We start from the raw sequence: 17,821 nt of genomic DNA, 5'->3' as shown, positions 1-17,821 counted from the left end.
TCCCTTCCCGCTGGCTTTATGATACTACTCAAAGTTGGAGAGACCATGAAGAAACCTTATAAAATAATCGGCTGTATCCTGGTGCTGCTGATCCTGTCAGTTGTACCCGCCGCAGCCCAGAGTGCAAGTTCCCAGACCTCAACGGATCCTGCTTCGCAGATTATTATATCGTCCTATGATCTCGACCCCGCGGTCTTCTATCCCTATGAGACCGGTACGGTCACGGTTCATGTCACTAACCCTTCGAACACCACCGTGGGGCTTTGCATGCCCGACCTCATCGGGAATAACGTCATAGTCACGAACAAGAATTCATTCTCCACGGTGACCACGGTCGGATCAGGTTCTACGGTGGATTACTCCTTCACCTTCACCATGGATGCTACGGACGGGACCTACTACCCTCTGTTCACGGTCTCACCCAAGGACTGGGGCTCAATTCCTATTCACTCGCAGATCAAAGTAGTTGTGGATTCAAAAGACCTCAAGGCCGTGGTCTCAGACAAACCCGATTCTTTCCCTGCGTCCGTTGACAAGAGTGTCAACCTGACCCTGATCAATCCCCGGTCCGGCGAGCTGAAGAATATCGAGATCACGGCGTACGGGGATGGCATGCAGATCAGCCCGGAAGAGAAGTATGTCTCATCCCTTGCTGCGGAAAGTTCTGTTGACGTCCCCTTTACCGTTTCGGCTACCAGGGCGGGGAACCTCACTTTCCACATCAGTTACCAGAACGGTGACAACATTCATACCAAGGATGTCGTCCTCCCTGTAACGATCGGCAATGACAAGACGGCTGCCGCACCGGTTGTCAATAATGTAGCGCTGACCTCCAAAGGCTCCTACTATGACATCACCGGCGATATCACCAACGCGGGGATCTCCGATGCAAAAGGGCTTGTCGTGTCGGTGGGATCCCCGGCACAGGGAACGGAAACCTACCCGGAGTATGCGATCGGCAGCCTGGCATCGGATGATTCCAACAGTTTCGAGCTGACCTTCACAACCCAGGATCTTTCAGCGGTCCCGATCGTCATCACCTGGAAGGATTCAACCGGGAACTCATACGAGGACATCAAAACGGTTGATCTCAGTTCGTCCTCAAGTGCCGGCGGCACAACGTCAGGCAACAAAACAAGCAAGACCCGCTCGAGCTCCAGCATGGGCGGGCCCGGCGGAAGCGGCGGACCCAGCGGTGATATGGGTGGACCCGGTGGCTCTTCCAGCAGCAGCCTGCTCGGTATCACGACCTCAAATGGTGGAGGAGCCAGTTCATTTTACCCGTTGGTTGCCGTAGTCATTCTCCTTGTAGCCGGAATCGTCGGATACAAGAAGCGGAAATGGATTATGGCGAAGCTGAAGAAGCAGTAAGGGGCCGGATATGACCGATACCCCCCTTATCAGCCTGGTGGATGTGACAAAAACCTACCATCTCGAGAGCGGGGACTTCATGGCGCTCAACTGTGTCTCGCTCGATATCCTGGAGAACGACTTTGTCGCGATCATGGGACCATCGGGTTCCGGGAAATCGACCATTATGAACCAGCTGGGGATCCTCGATGTCCCCACAACCGGAAAGCTGTATCTTGACGGAAAAGACGTGGCAGCCATGAACGCCCTTGAGCGGACGCATCTCCGCCGGGACGCGATCGGGTATATCTTCCAGAAGTTCTACCTGATCCCCCTCCTCTCGGCCTACGAGAACGTGGAATACCCGCTCATCCTCAAGTACAAGAAACGGGATACCACCGGCAGGGCTACAGAGATGCTCGATGCCGTGGGCATCGACAAGGAGAAGGCCACCCACCGCCCGAACCAGCTCTCGGGCGGGCAGCAGCAGCGGGTGGCGATCGCCAGGGCGCTCGTCAACGACCCGAAGATCCTGCTCTGCGATGAACCGACCGGCAATCTCGACCGGAAGACCGGGTACCAGATCATGGACATACTCGTTGACCTGCACGCAAAGGGTAAGACGGTGATCCTTGTCACTCACGACCCCAAGGTTGCCGAGTATGCCAAGCGCACCATACGCCTTGAAGATGGCAGGATCGCTCCATCATGATGGACATCTTCTTTGAACTCGCGGTCCGGAGTGTCAGGCTGAACTTCACGCGTTCCATCCTTGCCTCCATAGGCATTGTGATCGGTGTCGTCGCCATCTCCTCCATGGGAATGCTCGGGACGAACATGCAGCTTGAGGTCAAGGACCAGCTTGCATCGAGCGCCAACACCATCGTCCTCTCTGCAGATGCAGTCCGGATGGGTCCGCCGGGATTCAACCCGTCGACATCTACCACGACCACCGCTACAGGGATCACAAAGATACAACTGGCCAAGATCAAACAGGTGGTGGGATCCAACGGGACGGTCATCCCTATCTATGATACAAATAGCCAGTTCACAATTTCGTCAGTTGCCGGCCAGGGTATGGTGTACGGCATGGACCCCAGTGATGTCACCAGGTTCCTCACGATCGACAACGGGACGAACATCGGCGGGATCAATGAAGTCCTCGTCGGCTCTTCCATCGCCACCAACTTCAATCTGAAGATCGGCAGCCGGGTGAGGATCGGATCTACATCGTCCACTTCCCGCCCAGAGGTCAGGATTGTCGGGATCCTCAAGGCACGGGGAACTGTGGCGGATGGTGTCAGTACCGATAACGCGATAGTTGTCTCCAAGGACTGGTACACCAACCAGTACGGCGGCAAGGATGTCTACCCCCAGGTGAACGTGATTGTCAAGAACACGGACTATATCTCAGATATAGAGACCGCGATCGGGAACAAGATCAATACCGACGCGAAGACACCCGCCATCCGGATCCGGGATGCAAGTTCCCAGCTTGACACGATCTCGTCAACGCTCAGTACGGTCACCACGTTTATCATGGCGATCGGCGGTATCTCTCTCCTTGTCGCGGCCGTCAGTATCTTCAACGTGATGATGATGTCGGTGAACGAACGGGTGCAGGAGATCGGTATCCTGCTCTCCATCGGAACGGAGACGGGAGAAGTGCGGCGCATGTTCCTCTATGAGGCACTGGTCCTCGGGATCCTCGGTGCCCTTATAGGAGGGTTCATGAGTCTGGTTATCGGGTATTGTGTGGTGAACGCCATGATCGGTACGACGGCGTTCTTCTTCCTCCCTGCAAGCATCGCCTATGTTCCGATCAGCATGCTGATCGGTATGGTGGTCTGTGTGATCTCGGGTCTCTATCCCGCATGGCGGGCTTCGAACATGGATCCGATCGATGCGCTGAGGAGCGACTGACCCTGGGCAAAAACCGATGCGGCCCGGCTCCGGGGGTATTTCGTTCCCGGAGCCCGTCGGCATCCAATACTACGGAGGAATGCAGATGTCTATGTTACTGAAATTCTATGTGCAGAAAGTGATGACGAAGATCATCGCCCCTAAGTTCCGGCAGCAGAAAACGACTCCGGATAAGAAGCGATCGAAAGACTGATCCTTTTTCCCGTGCAGGCACCGCCACCTCCAATTATCAGGCTGTGCCAACCGCCCCATCCCGCAAGCGCGAAAACCCCGGTGCAGATATCCCTCCGAATCCCTGAACAGGATCCCCCCCTCCCCCCTCCCCGCCTCTCACTCACGTGTTCACCCACTCTCTCATTATAGCAACACGATCCCGGCGGGAAATCCGGGCCTGTCGTAATGGAGCTGGGGAATAGTACACCGGCTGGTTCAATTAATGCCGGTGCAGGCGCTATATTTCACGACTCCCATGGCGTGAATATAACAATAGTCCGGGAAGATGGGGATGCAGGATGATTACCCCGCCACGGGTGATCATCAGGAAAAGGAGGTGATTGCAAGGGACGGCATATCATAAGAAAACCACTACCCGGCCCGCTGACTCAAGGGGGAGTTCTTCCTTTTACAGGGGGAAAATCTCTCCTGCGGCAAGGGCCGGTACTGCGGGGATATACCAGATGCTGGCACAAAGGACAGCAAAAAATGATGCACAAGGTTCAGGAGAAGTACAGGAAAACCCGAGAGAAGGACAGGGTTATACAATATTCCACGAGCAGGTTTATCCGCGGGGGGAAGCAGTACATGGAGATCCTCCCCCGTCAACAGGCACCAATGGCGTTCAACAGCCTGTTCGATCCCCGGGAACGGGAATGCGGCGGAACCCGCAGCGCCCTTCCGCTCACCGGAAAATCCCCGGAAGGAAACAATTCTATCCCCCTTCCAAACCTTTTTTACCTCCTTCATTACCCGGCTGTCAGGTATATGGATTATTGTCCCCTGTGTTGCGGGCAGATGATCATTGTTACTGGTTCAATCCTGCGGCTTTTTGGCGACAGGGATTATGTTTACTCCGCGGTGTAATTTATGTCGGTACCCATTCATTATTGCCCTTTGCTCATACTGCGAATATAAAAGAGTCCGCGGTAATTCGGATACCGGATGATGACCCCGAAAGGGATCGCACTGAACCGGTGATATACGGTACAGGTGCGGTTACATCTCCCCGTAACGCGGTGTGATACCGCCTTCTGGCCCTGCCGGCGGAATCTGCAGGCAGGTGCCCCACGGGAAGGAGGGCCCGGAACCGGGCCGGACTGCACCTGCACCGGATCCCCGGTTCACAGGCACCACATTGGTGTTCACCAGAAAAGATAAGGAGAAACGCATCTCATGAAAAAAAGTACTATCATCATGATCATCGCATCAGCGATCCTTGTGGCAGGAATATTTATTGCAGGCTGCACGCAGGATAGCGGCAGTACGTCCGCATCCTCGGGCCAGGCGCAGGCCACTGCCACGGCACAGGCAGCAAACCCCTCGGGCCAGCAGGCAACCGACGCATCTTCCGGCTCAACTGCCGGAACCCCTTCAGGCACACAACCTGCCGATATGCAGGGTAACACGACCCATCCCTCCGGCACACCGTCAGCAGGTCTGCAGATGAACGGCACCCGGCCTTCGGGCACTCCTCCGGCGGGTATGCAGATGAACGGGACACGCCCATCCGGTACACCCCCGTCAGGTGGCACCGGTGGCACACCTCCGTCCGGTACAGCCCCGTCAGGTACACCGCCCACGAGTTAATCCTCGTCCGGCTCGTTACACCGTGTCGTCATGACCCGGTTGCCCTGTGGGTAAAAATCCTGAATTTTTTTATGTCCCGGTCCTGCGGAAGTCTACCCCTGAATGACCCGGTTTATTCCCTCTCTGTGAACGGATGGGAGAACCTGTCTGAAAAAAGTACGCCCGGGGTCACTCCGGCGCAGCTATGATTTCCAGGTCGGTGATGATATCCCTGACAGCAGGGTAACGATCTGCGGGCTTTTTTGCAAGACACCTGAGAATGATCCTGCTGATTGCAGGTGCATCGGCCCCCTCCAGTTCCGGGGTCTGTGGCGCATTGTGGAGGATCGCCTGGGTAATCTCCCCCATCCCGGACCCGCAAAATGGCAACCGGCCGGTCACCATCTCGTAGTAGAGGACCCCGAGCTGGTAGATATCGGTCCATTCCCCGGCGTCACCGTAAATGTTCGGCGCGAGTTGCTCCGGCGCTGCATAATTCAGGGAGAAACTGATCATCCCCGTCTTCTTTGTGTCCGTCATGGCCTTGGCGAGCCCCCAGTCCGTAATCTTGGGTGTCCCGTCGACCGTGATCAGGATGTTTTCCGGCTTGATGTCCCTGTGGACGATGCCCCGCTCGTGCGCATAGCGGAGCCCCTCGGCAATTCCCCGGATTATGGCGGTCGCCTTTGCCGGGGGGAGGGGGAATTTCAGGTCTGCGAGCGAGCGTTCGATATATTCCATCTCGATGTACGGCATGGGAAAGACGTTTGCCGCGTAAATCTCAACGATATTTTTGTGGTGGAGCCCCTGCCAGACATGGAGTTCCCGCGTGAACTGCTGGCCCGTCACCTCATCAAACCGGATAGGGATTTTTACTGCAATATAGCGGTTTTCATCCTTGTCAAAGACCCGGAACACCCGCCCGACTCCTCCCTCGCCCATATAATCCGCTTCGGGATATCGTTTTTCCAGCGCGGGGGGAAGGTGGGCGGTATAGTACGAGTGTTCCGGCTGGCCTGTGCCGGCGGGTGTAGCCAGCCCGGGTTTTTTCACCATCGTTACATTCCGCGGGGAAGCCGTCTGCGGGAACATGTCAGCCTGTACCGGCGCTGTCTTCCTGCGGAACCGCTCGTACCAGACTCCCGCAACCAGGGACAGTCCTATGATGATCGCGATTACCCACCAGAACTGGATGAGGATCCCCGGGAAGGGTGCCGGGGGCGGTAATCCAGACGTGCCGGGAGCTGTCGAAAACCCACCGGCATCGGGGGACTGGCCTCCCTCTGAACTTCCTGCCGGAAGTTCCGGAAGCTGCGTTCCTGAGAGAAAACCCGGGGAGCCGACAAGGTCGCTCACCTGCGTGGCATTGAACGGTGGAGAGGATCGAACGAGCGTGTAGGCGGATGGTGGGCCTGCCAGGGGTGCCCGATCGGTCACCTGCGCGATCGCCACGCTCTGGCCGTCACCCTGGAAGCTGGTCTGGAATGTATAGGCCGCGTCAATTACCCCGTTTCCGTTGGTGTCCTGCCCGGTATACCTCTTCCAGTAGTTCCCCAGCGGGCCGGACCAGGCTTTCCCCAGGTACTGGTAATCCTGTCGGGATGAGAACCAGGTATTGTCCGCGGACTGGACAGTAACGTCCGCGGTATTCCCGATCTCGTTCAGGAAGAACGTATTGGTATGCGAGGACCGGTCCACAACAATACCGATGCTGTTGTTCGTGATCGTGTTGCCCGAGATAATATTGTTGGCCGCGTTTCTCAGCTCAATCCCCTGCTGGAATCCATCTGCCGTTATCCCGCCGACCCGGTTGTTGCTCGAGAGTATGGTAAGGCCGGTCTGTGCCGTGCCGGAGATGACGACGCCGTTGAGCGTAACGCCATCCGCGGCAAGGGTGATCCCGGCCGGCCCTTCAACGGAGACGATCTCCGGGGGGTGGCTGGTATCGAGCGCACCAAAAACGAGGGGTCGGTCGATAATGAGGTTCCCGGTATAGATGCCCGCCGGGAGGAAGATGGAATCGCCGTTTGCCGAGCTGTTAATCAGGTCCTGCACCGTACCCCCGGTGCCATTATAGATGAAGACCTGTGCGGATGCCTGTGGGCCGGTCAGGATGATCAGGAGAAATACAAATATCACGGGGAAAAATAGCCGCCTGCCCCAACGCCTTCCCCGCGATCCCGTATGCATACCTCCCTATACGTACTACCCGTTCATCACAAAGAGAAACCGTGCCGAACTATCCCCGATTGCAAGATCGATGACGTCGCCATTATTGATTGGTGTCCGGGTCATGGGGGTGATCAGGCCGGCGTTGATGTAGGTCCCGCTCGAACTTCCCCGGTCTTCGATGAACCACTCCTTTCCCGACCGGAATACGATCGCGTGTGGTTTTGTGATCCGGGTAACCGCACCATACTCCACCGGCAGGGTAATATCCCCCTCTTTTGCAGACGCCGGGAAATCAGGATCCCTGCGCCCGATGCCGATCCGGTCCTTTTTGAGGAGATACGTAGTCCCTGCTGCAGGCCCCTCCACCAGGTGAAGGGCCGGGAAATTTTCCCCGGACTCTGCCATGATCGCTTTTTTCACCGGCTCGAGCCGGGCATGGAGGTCACCGTACCCCATAGGGATGTTGATTCTTGAGAAGACCCCGATATTCCGTATCAGCATCTCCATCCCTCCTTCGATGAGGGAGAACTTCCAGACCGGGTGGATGCCCTTGACCGTCTCCCGTCCGAATCCCGCCTCCTTTTTTACGAGGCCGATCACGACGAGTTGGTCGATGTGTTTCTTCGTGTTGGCATAACTGGTGTCGATCCGGGAGGCGATCTCGCTGATCTCCTTTGGTTCCTTCTCGATCACCTTGAGGATCTTCAGCCGGACCGGGTTGGAGAGTACCTCCAGGTATTCCGACAACTCCTGTAAAAATGCGGGATCCGTTGAGATTGTTACGGTCTCTTTGTCAGACATGAAGCACCCTTGTCCAGAATAAATCCGTACTGGATTGTCCGAGTACGCTTTATGATACATATAGTGCATGGGGTGAAATAAGTTAGTGTTTTTTGCAGTTCTGCCCGTCTGGTATCCGGGTGCGACTATGCAGGGAACGCGGATATATGATCCCGTCCGGTTCAATACTTGCCTTTGCAGTTCTATCCTCTGACTTGTACCGTATCATCAATATATCTTGTCCGGCTCTCTATGCCCCTTCCCATGACAGAAAGAACCTGTACAATTATAATCGGTTCATACGGGAGCAGGCCCCTATCCCGTGGACTTAAGCCCGCACGGGAGGCATGACCGGATGCCCCCGAAAAATCCGTGGTACCTGATCACGTCCGACGAGATCGATATCATCAAAGAATCTCTGCAGGGCACAGGTGCATCTCTATTCATAAGTGAGGACCGGATTGGGAAGATACTCCAGCTCCTCGACGATGTCCGGGATCGCCGCCCATGAAAGAGATACCGTTTGTAAAAACCCATGCTGCCGAACTGCTCCTTATAGGCATCCTGCTCCTCTCCGGCTTCCTGAATATCTGGAACATCTGGAACGCGGGTATTACGAATACCTATTACGCGGCTGCCGTCAGGAGCATGCTCGGAAACCCCTCTCTCCTTGTCTACAACTCGTTTGACCCGGGCGGATTCATCACGGTGGATAAACCCCCGTTCGGGCTCTGGGTGCAGTGCCTCAGCGCAGTGCTGCTCGGGTTCTCCGGCTGGGCGCTCGTACTCCCGCAGGCCCTCGCCGGTGTCGGATCCGTTGCGCTTGTCTACCTGATCGTCTCACGGCCGTTCGGGAAACCTGCGGGACTGGTATCAGCCTTTGCGCTTGCAGTCACCCCAATCTTTGTGGCGGTATCGCGGAACGGCACTATGGACGGTACCCTTATCTTCGTCCTGCTCCTTGCCCTCTGGATGGCACTCAGGGCGGCCCGCGAGCAGTCGCTGCCCCGGCTGCTCGTCTCAGCAATCCTCGTCGGCCTCGGGTTCAATATCAAGATGATCCAGGCCTTCATTGTTGTGCCAGCCATCACCGCGATCTACCTGATAGGGGCCGGGGGCCTGCCGGTGAAAAAGAGGCTGGTTCACGTGCTCCTTGCCATTGGCGTTCTCGTGGCAGTCTCCCTTTCCTGGGCTGTCGCGGTGGACATGGTACCCGCGGACCAGCGCCCGTATATCGGGGGAAGTGGGGACAATACTGTTCTTGGCCTGATCGTCAATTACAACGGTATTCACCGGATCGAGAACGGGATAATGGCGCAGGGCGGAACTGCGGGTTCCCCCCCAACCGGCATAATGCAGGCATCGGGTGACGGAACTTCGCCAGGGCCGGGAATGTCGGCAAACCGTACCGCCGGACAGTTCGGAAGCGGTGAACCGGCCGACCGGGATACCCCGCCGGGTGCCCCGACGGATGCGATGGGCCAGGGACCCGGTATGGGAACCGGGCCTGAAGGTGGAACCGGTGGAATGCCCGGTGCCGGAACCGGCGTTGGCAGCAGGTCCGGGGGCAATGGTGGCGGGGGTATGGATAACGAAGGGTCGCCCGGCCTGCTCCGCCTCCTTGGTCAGGGGCTTGCCGGCCAGATCAGCTGGCTGCTGCCCTTCGCCCTGATCAGCCTTGCCGTACTCTGGAGACGGCCATCATCTCTCCCCCTCAACGGGCTCACGGAGACCGGGCTCTTTGGTGAACGGGGCCTTACGCTGGCTGCCTTTGGTCTCTGGCTCCTGCCCGGGCTCCTGTACTTCAGCTTCACGACAGGGTTCTGGCATACCTACTACCTGGCAACGATCGCGCCGCCGCTTGCAGCCGTTGCCGGGATAGGTGCCGTTGCCATGTACGATGCCTGGCGCACCGGGGGATCCGCGGGATGGATCCTGATTGCAGCTGTGCTGGTGACCGGTCTTGTGCAGGTCTTCGTCCTGCTCTATACCGCAGCATGGTCGGGAGTTCTCCCGGTCATCCTTGCAGCCGGGACTATCGTGCTTGCGATCCTGCTCGCCGTCCTGAAGATAAAGACCAGCACCGGTACCGGGATACTACCGAAGACTGCTGCCTTCCTTGCCATAGGGCTGCTCTTTGTCTGCCCGTTCATCTGGTCCTGCACGCCCTTCCTGTACGGGACCGGGAACGTCCTGCCGGTTGCCGGGCCGCAGCTTGCCCAGAGCAGCGGGAACGGGGGTGGCGGGATGGGGATGCCCGGATCGCAGGGACTGGAGAATGTGTCGGGACTTGCGGAATATCTCATCTCCCATTCGACCGGTGAAAAGTTCCTCGTTGCCGTGCCGGACAGCATGGACGGTGCTGCCGAACTGATCCTAGCGACCGGGAAACCGGTGATGGCGCTGGGAGGGTTCTCCGGCAGCGACCAGGTACTGACCGTGGATTCGCTGAGCCGGATGGTGAGTGACGGCGAGATCAGGTTCTTCTCCATACCTTCCACGTCTACCAACGGATCGGGATCCGGGAGCACCGGCATGATCATGGGCAACCCGCTGCTCTACACCTGGGTACAGGACCACTGCAAGGCGGTCTCCTCTTCAGACTGGAGCGGAAGCACAACAAGCGAATCCACGGCACCGGGCATTCCATCCGCATCATCGCGCACCAATAGTACCGTATCGGACATGAGGACCAGCCAGCCCGGCATGGGTGGCATGAACAGCCTGTATGACTGCTCCGGGTATACGAGGCAGGCGGGAGCATGAGGCCGTCAGGATATGCCTGTGGGGATGCGGGGATGACCAGCAGCACGACTGCCTCCCACAGGACTACGATCCTCTGGTTCTTCTGTGCCGGGGCCGTGTCTTCTCTCGTCGATATCGGGCTCCTCTGGGTGCTTGTTACCAGCCTTGGCCTGTGGTACCTTCCCGCCGCAGCCATCTCGTACTGCTGCGGGATCCTGGTCAATTATGGTATGAACAAGTATATAACGTTCCACGACGGGACAACCGATTACGTCACGCAGTTCACCAGGTTTGCCGCGATCTCTGTCAGCTGCCTGTTCGTGAACCTCTGTATCATCTGGATTGCCGTGGAGATGTATGCCCTCAACTATCTTCCAGCCAAAGTGATTGCCACAGCTTGCGCATTCTGCTGGAGTTATTACGGGCAGAGCAGGTTCACATTCCGGGGAGGGAACTGATATGGCCCCTCAACCAGATGATGTGGAGACCGGGGATACAAAGAGGCCCCTGCTCTCCGCCCGGAAAGTCCGGCTGGACATCGAAGAAGAGATCCGGAACGAGGAGCGTTTCCAGGAGGACAACCTTCTCCGGTTCAAAGCCGGGAAACGCTGAGGCGATCCCCTCCTCAGGCAGACCCCCCGGTTCCCTGCCCCGTTCAGCACATTAATGAGGATCAATGGTATACCGGTAAAATAACACCTACGGAGGCACGGATGCTTGAGCGGTTCTTTGAACGGGAGGCACAGGGCATAGTGAAAGCCCTCACGCTTGAATGGCCGTGCCCGGCATGCGTTGGGATAAATTTCCGGATCCTCACCCGGGGGCAGCGGGCGAGCGGCGAATATCACACGCGCTGCAGGTACTGCCGGGCAAAATTCCGGGTCAGTTTCCCGATCCTGGAGAAGCCGGTTGACGGTGAAGCTGATTTTATGGAGCGGATCTCTGACGAAAAGTTTTCGTATGAGGAACTGACCGACATGATCCGGGATTTTGCCGAGATTGCGTCCCTCCGGGTGGATGGCGCAGCCCCGGGTCTCCTGAAAGAGAAAGAAAAGGCACTGGAAGCAAAGATCGCCTTTGCCAAACGGCGAAGGCGATAATCCTTTCAATAACACTTATTTTACAACGAGGATCTTGCAGGGCGCAGACCGTATGATGCTCTCCGCTACACTCCCGAGAAGGAAGCGTTCGATCCCCCGCTTTCCCTGCGTGCCGATCACGATGAGGTCGATATCCTGTTCCCGGGCGTACTTCACGATCTCTGTTGCGGGTTTTCCCTCAAGGATCACGGTCTCAAGCTGTACACTGCCTGCCATATTCCGGATACGGTCCAGTGCTTTCTCCCCTTCGCGCTGCACCAGTTCCCAGGTATCCCCGATCATCACTTCAGGGGATGCGGATTCGAGTGTGCTGATGTCGGCCACATAAATGGCATGGACCGGCGATACGCAGGCCCGGCCAATGCGCAAGCCCTCTTCCACCGCAGCCTTGTTCCTCTCTGACCCGTCGGTTGCGATCAGGATCTTGGTAAACAGCCCCGTTGTCATGGTTCCACCTTTGACAAAGCGATCATCTCTCGCTCTTTCCTGATACTTCTTGCGGATCCGCAGTGGCTGCATCCCTGCCATGGGTCTCATAGACGTACATCTCCCCTCTCATGGCGCAGAGCACCGCGGATATCACCGAGATCGCTGCCCCGACATAGAACGTGAGGGCGAGCGAGGGCATAAATGCCTGTGCCAGCGTTGTTGGGAACCACGTGACCCCGGTCAGGATGGCAAGAGTTGCAGGGGCAATCCCTGCGGTTGCGGCGACCGGCAGTCCTGCGAGGATCATCTGGACCGGGTTGTACCCGAGGAACGCGGCAAAGAGTGCACCGGTCGGGGGAATGGCGCTCATTGCCGGGATGAGATGGGCAGCACCGGCGCTTGTCAGGGAGGCAGAGAGTGCCGCCGGGAACTCCTTTGTCAGGCCGAAGACGATGATGGTGAAGAACATTCCCATGCTTATGACGAACCCCGAGTTCATCAGGGTCGACATCATACCGGACGCCACACCACGCTCGGATGGCGGGACCGAGTTCATGATCGCAGCCGAGTTCGGCGAGGCAAACATGCCGTTTCCGATGCCCATGATAAAGAGAGCGACGGCAAAGGTGAGGTAGTCGAAGTTGTAGGGTAGCAGGGCGAGCAGGACAAACGAGACCGCCACGAGGAGCATGCCAATGGTGCTGATCCAGCGGGGGCCGTACTTGTCCGAGAAGAGTCCCGAGATCGGGCCCATGATCACAAAGCCGATCGTAAGGGGCAGCATGTAGACGCCTGCCCAGAACGGCGTTGATTCGAAGCTGTAGCCGTGGAGCGGGAGCCAGATGCCCTGCAGGAGCATGATCAGGATGATCATCACGCCGCCCCTCGCGATTGCCGAGAGGAAGCCGGCTGCGTTGCCAAAAGCAAAGTTCCGGTTCCGGAAGAGGGCCATGTCGAACATCGGGTCTTTTACCCTGCTCTCGATGATGGGGAATGCGGCAAGCAGGAGCAGCCCGACGACCATGCACCCGATGACGAGCGGGCTTCCCCAGCCCATCGAATCGTTCCCGTACGGGAGGAGTGCATAGGTGATCCCGATCAGGAAGATGGTCAGCCCCCCGATGAAGGTGAGGTTGCCCCCGATATCGATCTTCCGGGCCTTTGTCGGGTACGTGGGCTCCCTGAGCTTCATGAATGCCCAGATGGTTCCGATGACCCCGAACGGCACACTGATCAGGAAGACATACCGCCAGTTGTAAACTGCGAGGATGCCCCCGATCAGCAGCCCGATAAACTGGCCGGAGAGGGCGGCAACCATGTTCAGGCCAAGCGCCTTGCCCCGCTCGTCCGGCGGGAAGGCATCGGTGAGGATCGCGGCACTGTTGGAGAAAATGAACGCGGCGCCGACTGCCTGTATGAGCCGGAAGAAGATCATCTCGATCGCGCCGGCATCACCTTTATCGGGCGTGAGGAAGAGCAGGAGGGATCCTGCGGTGAAGATCGCAAACCCGATATTGTAGAGCCTGACCCGGCCGTACATATCGGAGAGCCTGCCAAAACTGAGCAGGAGCGTGGCCGTAACGACTCCGTAGCCCATCAGCATCCAGAGCAGGTACTGGAAGGAGGTGAGCGGGTTGATGCTGATGCCGTTGAAGATCGCCGGCAGGGAGATCAGGATGATGCTGCCGTTGACCGTGGCCATGAACGTGGCGATGGTTGTATTGGAGAGGGCTACCCACTTGTAGTGGAGGCCTTCGGAGGGAAGACTGTTATCCTGGGCGGTTTCGCCCGGTTGCGGGGAAGTTTCCAAGGTATTCACCATATTTTTCAGGATTGAAGACACGCTGCATGAAGGTGTCCGTTGTCTCCTACCATTTTGAGAGTATTACCATGTATAAGGGATACAGTGCAGTACCGCACTTACTAACCTTGTGGATAGTAACGGGTTTTTCTGGTAAAAAGGTTCTGTGGCAACCCCAACCGGATTGTTATCAGATTATATTTTTTGGAGAGGAGAGGACAGTGTCCGTCCCTCTGGACAGCCCCTGCGTATTACGATGCTGTGGGATAACCTCTTCGGGCGGTATCACTCTATGGGGGCCGCCCCCGGCGGGGAGCCCGGTGGCGGATCAGTGACCAGAAGCAAAAATAATAGCCCTTACTACCCCGCCGTGCCTCATCTCTCATGAGATTCAGCAAGTCGAAGAATCCTTGCGTATTCTTCTCCAGTCAATCCTCGCTGAAGCGACGATTGCCTCCTCGGAGAGGCCCTGGGGCGGGGGACTCTCACAAATTCAGTTACGGAGAACTCGGATGGTTCCGGACGGAACATTATCTGTTCATGGCATTTCTTCAGAAGGATCATTTTGATTAAATAACACACTGGTGACTGCGAAATAATTAAAATATAAAGAATACCTCAGAGAAAAATTTGTCTTATTCCAGAATTTTATGAAATTATGCTAATTGGAAAAACAGATTAATATAACGACAGCTCTGCAATTACATTCTTAAGTGCCGCTTTTGCACGTTTATGTCGTTCATATGCATACAAGTAAGCTGCAATCCGTAATATTGCCCATAATATCCCAATAAGTATAATTATAATATCTAAAATTATTCCTCCGTGCAGGAAGATTGCGAATATAATCCCTATCGCTATAATTGGCACAGGAGAGATCAGATTGGTAATTGACGTATCATAATTTTCTTTTGTTTCGATATATTCGTTTTTTGCAGCGACTTTTTGATTGTATCGATTTTGTTTTTCCGAAGTCATTTTTTTCCAATCTTCACCAGAACTATCAGGAATAAGGAAAGGATCGTCTACACTCATATTTCCTGATTGCATGTCTTCAAACATAACAATAACCGAGATTGATTCTGTAACCTTTATTCGGGTCTTCTCAATGAGACTAACCCCTCAGAGAGTAAGCAGCTTTGCTAGGTAAGTAAACGACGTTCCACTTAAGGCAGCCTCTTGAGAATTGTAATAACGACTGATAGAAATCCTATCCTTTTTTCCTTTTTCAACAGTTGACTATGTGTTGTTTAAAAAAAGAACTGAATAGACTTTGAAGAATCTTCACGCAATAAACCTGCGCAAACTCCTACCACTGCATGCGGTCCTTCGCAAACGCTCCCATAAACAGGCATTCCGTGGCATCGATCGTCTCGACACCCACATGGTTCCCTATGGGGAGGCCGATGCCTCGTATTATGGCTGCGGGCGTGCACTCGTCTGCCTCGCCCATGACGAGCTCTGCGGCGGAGGCAATGTTGTCGGCCACCGCCCGTTTGGTTACTTCGAGTTTGCGCCCGAATAGATCCGTGCGCCCACGATCATCGATAACCGAGGGGATACCGGCCGAACCGATGGCAACGCCGCTGCACCCGAGACGCATTGCATGGGTGCGGCTGTCGGCGATGATGACCCCGATCTGCACGCAGGCTTTTGCCTCGATGGCAGCCTTGATCCGGATTGCGCTCTGGTCGGGATCGGCGGGGAGAGGGGTGACACAACCAAGCGGGGCATTGGAGGCATCAACGCCGGCATTGGGAAGGAGCGTGCCGCCTTTCATGCAGAGCAGGAATCCCGGGATGCCACCGACAATCGAATCGCTCTCCCGCAGGACCACCTCTGCAATGCAGGGGTCCATGTGGTATTTCTCCGCGAGATCCTGTGCTTCCGGCGAGGGGGAGATGGTTGAGAGATTGATCACATTGCCTTCGGAGGTGGCCACTGCGGTCTCGGCGAGGACGAGGATGTCGCCCTCCCCGAACCCCCCGCAGGTTGCATCTGCTGCGGCAAGGACCCGGTCTGTGATGGGGTCGCCGCTGTGAATAATGCCAGTCGAGAGCCCGAAAACCTCGAACGAGGAGTTCACGGGGCCTTCACCATCCGGTTGTACACCCTTATTGCATCGACGGTCTCTTTCACATCGTGCGTCCGCACGATCGCGGCCCCTTTCTGGAGTAGATACATGGTAACTGCAAGACTGCCCGCGAGGCGCTGCTCGGGCTCGCGGTTCACGAGATTGCCAATGAAGCTCTTGCGCGAAATGGCAGCGAGCAGCGGCCGGTCGAACTTCCCGAACCGGTCAAAGTGCCGGCAGAGTTCCCAGTCGTCATCGAACGAGCGGAACGGTGTCCAGAGGCCTACGCCAGGGTCGAGCACGTAATTGTCGATCCCTGCCGCCTCGCACCGGGCGACCACGGTCTGAAGCGTCTTTTCCGTGGCGTCAAGACCAACGGCATCGCCAGGGGTGTAATCCGTGGCCATCACGAACGCGGGCAGGCCGGCATCGGCCACGCGCCGGGCATAGGCATCTGAAGCGAATCCCGCAATGTCGTTCACTGCGTGGATCTCGTGCTTCAGGCAGGTGTCCAGCACCCATGGATTCATGGTATCGACCGAGATCGTGAACCCGGTCCCGTCCAGTTCCTTCAGCGCAGCATCGATCCGGCTCGCTTCCTCGGAGCCGCTGATCGCCTGCGCATTGGGCGCCGTGCTCCGGGCCCCCACGTCAAGGATATCTGCCCCTGCCTCCGCCATCCCGACCGCTGTTTTATGGATCTCGTTGGTCGGGATATAGGAGTCGTGGTAGAAGGACTCATAGCTACAGTTGATCACGCCCATCACGCGGGGCGGGGCGTCACCGCCGATCGTGAGCTTGTTTATAATACACGGTCGCATGCTCTCTCCTGTGCCGACCGGAAGGTGTTCTCCATCAGGGTGGCGATTGTCATCGGGCCCACGCCGCCCGGTACCGGGGTGATCGCTGAGGCTATCTCTTTGACCGCCTCGAAGTCCACGTCCCCGACCAGTTTCCCCTCCAGCTGGTTGATGCCTACATCGATAACGACAGCGCCGGGCTTCACCATTTCAGCCGTGATGAAATGCGCTTTGCCGACCGCGGAGACGAGGATGTCCGCCCGCTTCAGTTCCTCGGCTATATCCGCAGTCTTGCTGTGGCAGATCGTAACTGTGGCGTCGGCGTTCAGGAGGAGCGCCGCCATAGGCCGCCCCACATCGATGCTGCGCCCCGCAATAACGGCCCGCTTACCCGCGATCGGAATAGTGTATTCAGCAAGGATGGTCATGATCCCCGTGGGTGTGCAGGAGGAGAACTTCGGCCTGCCCGAGAAGAGGAGGCCCATGTTCTCGGGATGGTACCCGTCCACGTCCTTGTCCGGCCGGATCGCCCCGATCACCCGCTCCGTGTCCACCTGTGCTGGCAGCGGGAGCTGGACCAGGATACCGTCGATATCTTCGTCCCGGTTCAGCCTCCGCACCTCGTCCACCACCATGCGGGTGGTTGCCTCTGCAGGCAGTTCGATTCCCACGGATCCGATCCCCACCTGCTCGCAGGCCCGGTGCTTCATCCGGACATACATCTGGGACGCAGGGTCGTTCCCCACGATGACCGTTGCGAGCCTGGGGTAAAGCTTTGCGTCCTCGATCTTCTCCTTGAGGAGTTCGAGGCGCTTCTCTGCCGTTTTTTTCCCGTCGAGGATGGTGACCATGGGGATGTTCAGCC

The 17,821-nt window shown here is 56.9% G+C and carries 18 protein-coding genes; 10 read left to right on the top strand and 8 right to left on the bottom strand.

The window, feature by feature from the left end; translation table 11 throughout:
- The first annotated feature begins 45 nt into the window (after positions 1-45).
- From ABSE13_RS07940 to ABSE13_RS07920, 5 genes are all read left to right on the top strand, one after another.
- Positions 46-1,371, top strand: coding sequence for a COG1361 family protein (locus ABSE13_RS07940; RefSeq protein ID WP_424027979.1), 1,326 nt, complete (start codon positions 46-48; stop codon positions 1,369-1,371).
- Positions 1,372-1,381: 10 nt separating this feature from the next.
- The gene (locus ABSE13_RS07935) at positions 1,382-2,062 is read left to right on the top strand and encodes an ABC transporter ATP-binding protein (RefSeq protein WP_424027978.1); all 681 of its coding nucleotides are present in this window, start codon (positions 1,382-1,384) and stop codon (positions 2,060-2,062) included.
- Entirely contained in the window at positions 2,059-3,273 is a 1,215-nt protein-coding gene (locus ABSE13_RS07930) for an ABC transporter permease (protein ID WP_424027977.1), read from the top strand. The genes ABSE13_RS07935 and ABSE13_RS07930 overlap by 4 nt, the downstream gene beginning before the upstream one ends.
- A gap of 702 nt (positions 3,274-3,975) precedes the next feature.
- Entirely contained in the window at positions 3,976-4,353 is a 378-nt protein-coding gene (locus ABSE13_RS07925; RefSeq protein ID WP_424027976.1) for a hypothetical protein, read from the top strand.
- Between the two features lie 309 nt (positions 4,354-4,662).
- Positions 4,663-5,076: a hypothetical protein gene (locus ABSE13_RS07920; RefSeq protein WP_424027975.1), complete on the top strand. Its 414-nt coding sequence runs from the start codon at positions 4,663-4,665 to the stop codon at positions 5,074-5,076.
- Positions 5,077-5,244: 168 nt separating this feature from the next.
- Here the strand turns inward: ABSE13_RS07920 and ABSE13_RS07915 are convergent, their stop codons facing one another.
- Both ABSE13_RS07915 and ABSE13_RS07910 read right to left on the bottom strand, forming a co-directional pair.
- Positions 5,245-7,194 carry a protein kinase domain-containing protein gene (locus ABSE13_RS07915; RefSeq protein ID WP_424027974.1) on the bottom strand — a complete coding sequence of 650 codons (1,950 nt, stop codon included), beginning with the start codon at positions 7,192-7,194 and terminating at the stop codon, positions 5,245-5,247.
- 66 nt (positions 7,195-7,260) lie between these two features.
- The gene (locus ABSE13_RS07910) at positions 7,261-8,028 is read right to left on the bottom strand and encodes an FHA domain-containing protein (protein ID WP_424027973.1); all 768 of its coding nucleotides are present in this window, start codon (positions 8,026-8,028) and stop codon (positions 7,261-7,263) included.
- A 334-nt stretch (positions 8,029-8,362) separates the two neighbouring features.
- Here ABSE13_RS07910 and ABSE13_RS07905 point away from each other — a divergent pair, with 334 nt between their 5' ends.
- From ABSE13_RS07905 to ABSE13_RS07885, 5 genes are all read left to right on the top strand, one after another.
- On the top strand, positions 8,363-8,518 hold the full coding sequence (locus tag ABSE13_RS07905) for a hypothetical protein (RefSeq protein WP_424027972.1): 156 nt from the start codon (positions 8,363-8,365) through the stop codon (positions 8,516-8,518).
- Positions 8,515-10,773 carry a glycosyltransferase family 39 protein gene (locus tag ABSE13_RS07900; protein ID WP_424027971.1) on the top strand — a complete coding sequence of 753 codons (2,259 nt, stop codon included), beginning with the start codon at positions 8,515-8,517 and terminating at the stop codon, positions 10,771-10,773. The genes ABSE13_RS07905 and ABSE13_RS07900 overlap by 4 nt, the downstream gene beginning before the upstream one ends.
- A complete protein-coding gene (locus tag ABSE13_RS07895) occupies positions 10,770-11,210 on the top strand; it encodes a GtrA family protein (protein WP_424027970.1) in 441 nt (146 codons plus the stop codon). The genes ABSE13_RS07900 and ABSE13_RS07895 overlap by 4 nt, the downstream gene beginning before the upstream one ends.
- 1 nt (position 11,211) lies before the next feature.
- Complete coding sequence (locus ABSE13_RS07890; protein ID WP_424027969.1) at positions 11,212-11,364, top strand: hypothetical protein; 153 nt, start codon at positions 11,212-11,214, stop codon at positions 11,362-11,364.
- Positions 11,365-11,465: 101 nt separating this feature from the next.
- Entirely contained in the window at positions 11,466-11,852 is a 387-nt protein-coding gene (locus tag ABSE13_RS07885) for a hypothetical protein (protein WP_424027968.1), read from the top strand.
- A 15-nt stretch (positions 11,853-11,867) separates the two neighbouring features.
- Here the strand turns inward: ABSE13_RS07885 and ABSE13_RS07880 are convergent, their stop codons facing one another.
- The 6 genes from ABSE13_RS07880 to folD form a co-directional block, all read right to left on the bottom strand.
- Entirely contained in the window at positions 11,868-12,299 is a 432-nt protein-coding gene (locus ABSE13_RS07880; RefSeq protein ID WP_424027967.1) for a universal stress protein, read from the bottom strand.
- A gap of 22 nt (positions 12,300-12,321) precedes the next feature.
- Positions 12,322-14,103 carry an MFS transporter gene (locus tag ABSE13_RS07875; protein ID WP_424027966.1) on the bottom strand — a complete coding sequence of 594 codons (1,782 nt, stop codon included), beginning with the start codon at positions 14,101-14,103 and terminating at the stop codon, positions 12,322-12,324.
- A gap of 657 nt (positions 14,104-14,760) precedes the next feature.
- Positions 14,761-15,144, bottom strand: a complete 384-nt coding sequence (locus tag ABSE13_RS07870; protein WP_424027965.1) for a hypothetical protein — start codon at positions 15,142-15,144, stop codon at positions 14,761-14,763.
- Between the two features lie 247 nt (positions 15,145-15,391).
- Positions 15,392-16,168 carry a coenzyme F420-0:L-glutamate ligase gene (cofE, locus tag ABSE13_RS07865; RefSeq protein WP_424027964.1) on the bottom strand — a complete coding sequence of 259 codons (777 nt, stop codon included), beginning with the start codon at positions 16,166-16,168 and terminating at the stop codon, positions 15,392-15,394.
- Positions 16,165-16,977, bottom strand: a complete 813-nt coding sequence (folP, locus tag ABSE13_RS07860; protein ID WP_424027963.1) for a dihydropteroate synthase — start codon at positions 16,975-16,977, stop codon at positions 16,165-16,167. Before folP ends, cofE begins: the two co-directional genes overlap by 4 nt.
- Positions 16,959-17,807 (bottom strand): bifunctional methylenetetrahydrofolate dehydrogenase/methenyltetrahydrofolate cyclohydrolase FolD, encoded by an 849-nt coding sequence (gene folD, locus ABSE13_RS07855; protein WP_424027962.1) that lies wholly within the window; start codon positions 17,805-17,807, stop codon positions 16,959-16,961. Before folD ends, folP begins: the two co-directional genes overlap by 19 nt.
- Between the last annotated feature and the right edge of the window lie 14 nt (positions 17,808-17,821).

Origin of the sequence: Methanoregula sp. (assembly GCF_049518935.1) — an archaeon.
Taxonomy (GTDB): domain Archaea; phylum Halobacteriota; class Methanomicrobia; order Methanomicrobiales; family Methanospirillaceae; genus Methanoregula.
Note: the sequence above shows the minus strand (reverse complement) of the source record. Positions and strands in the feature narration are given on the sequence as shown.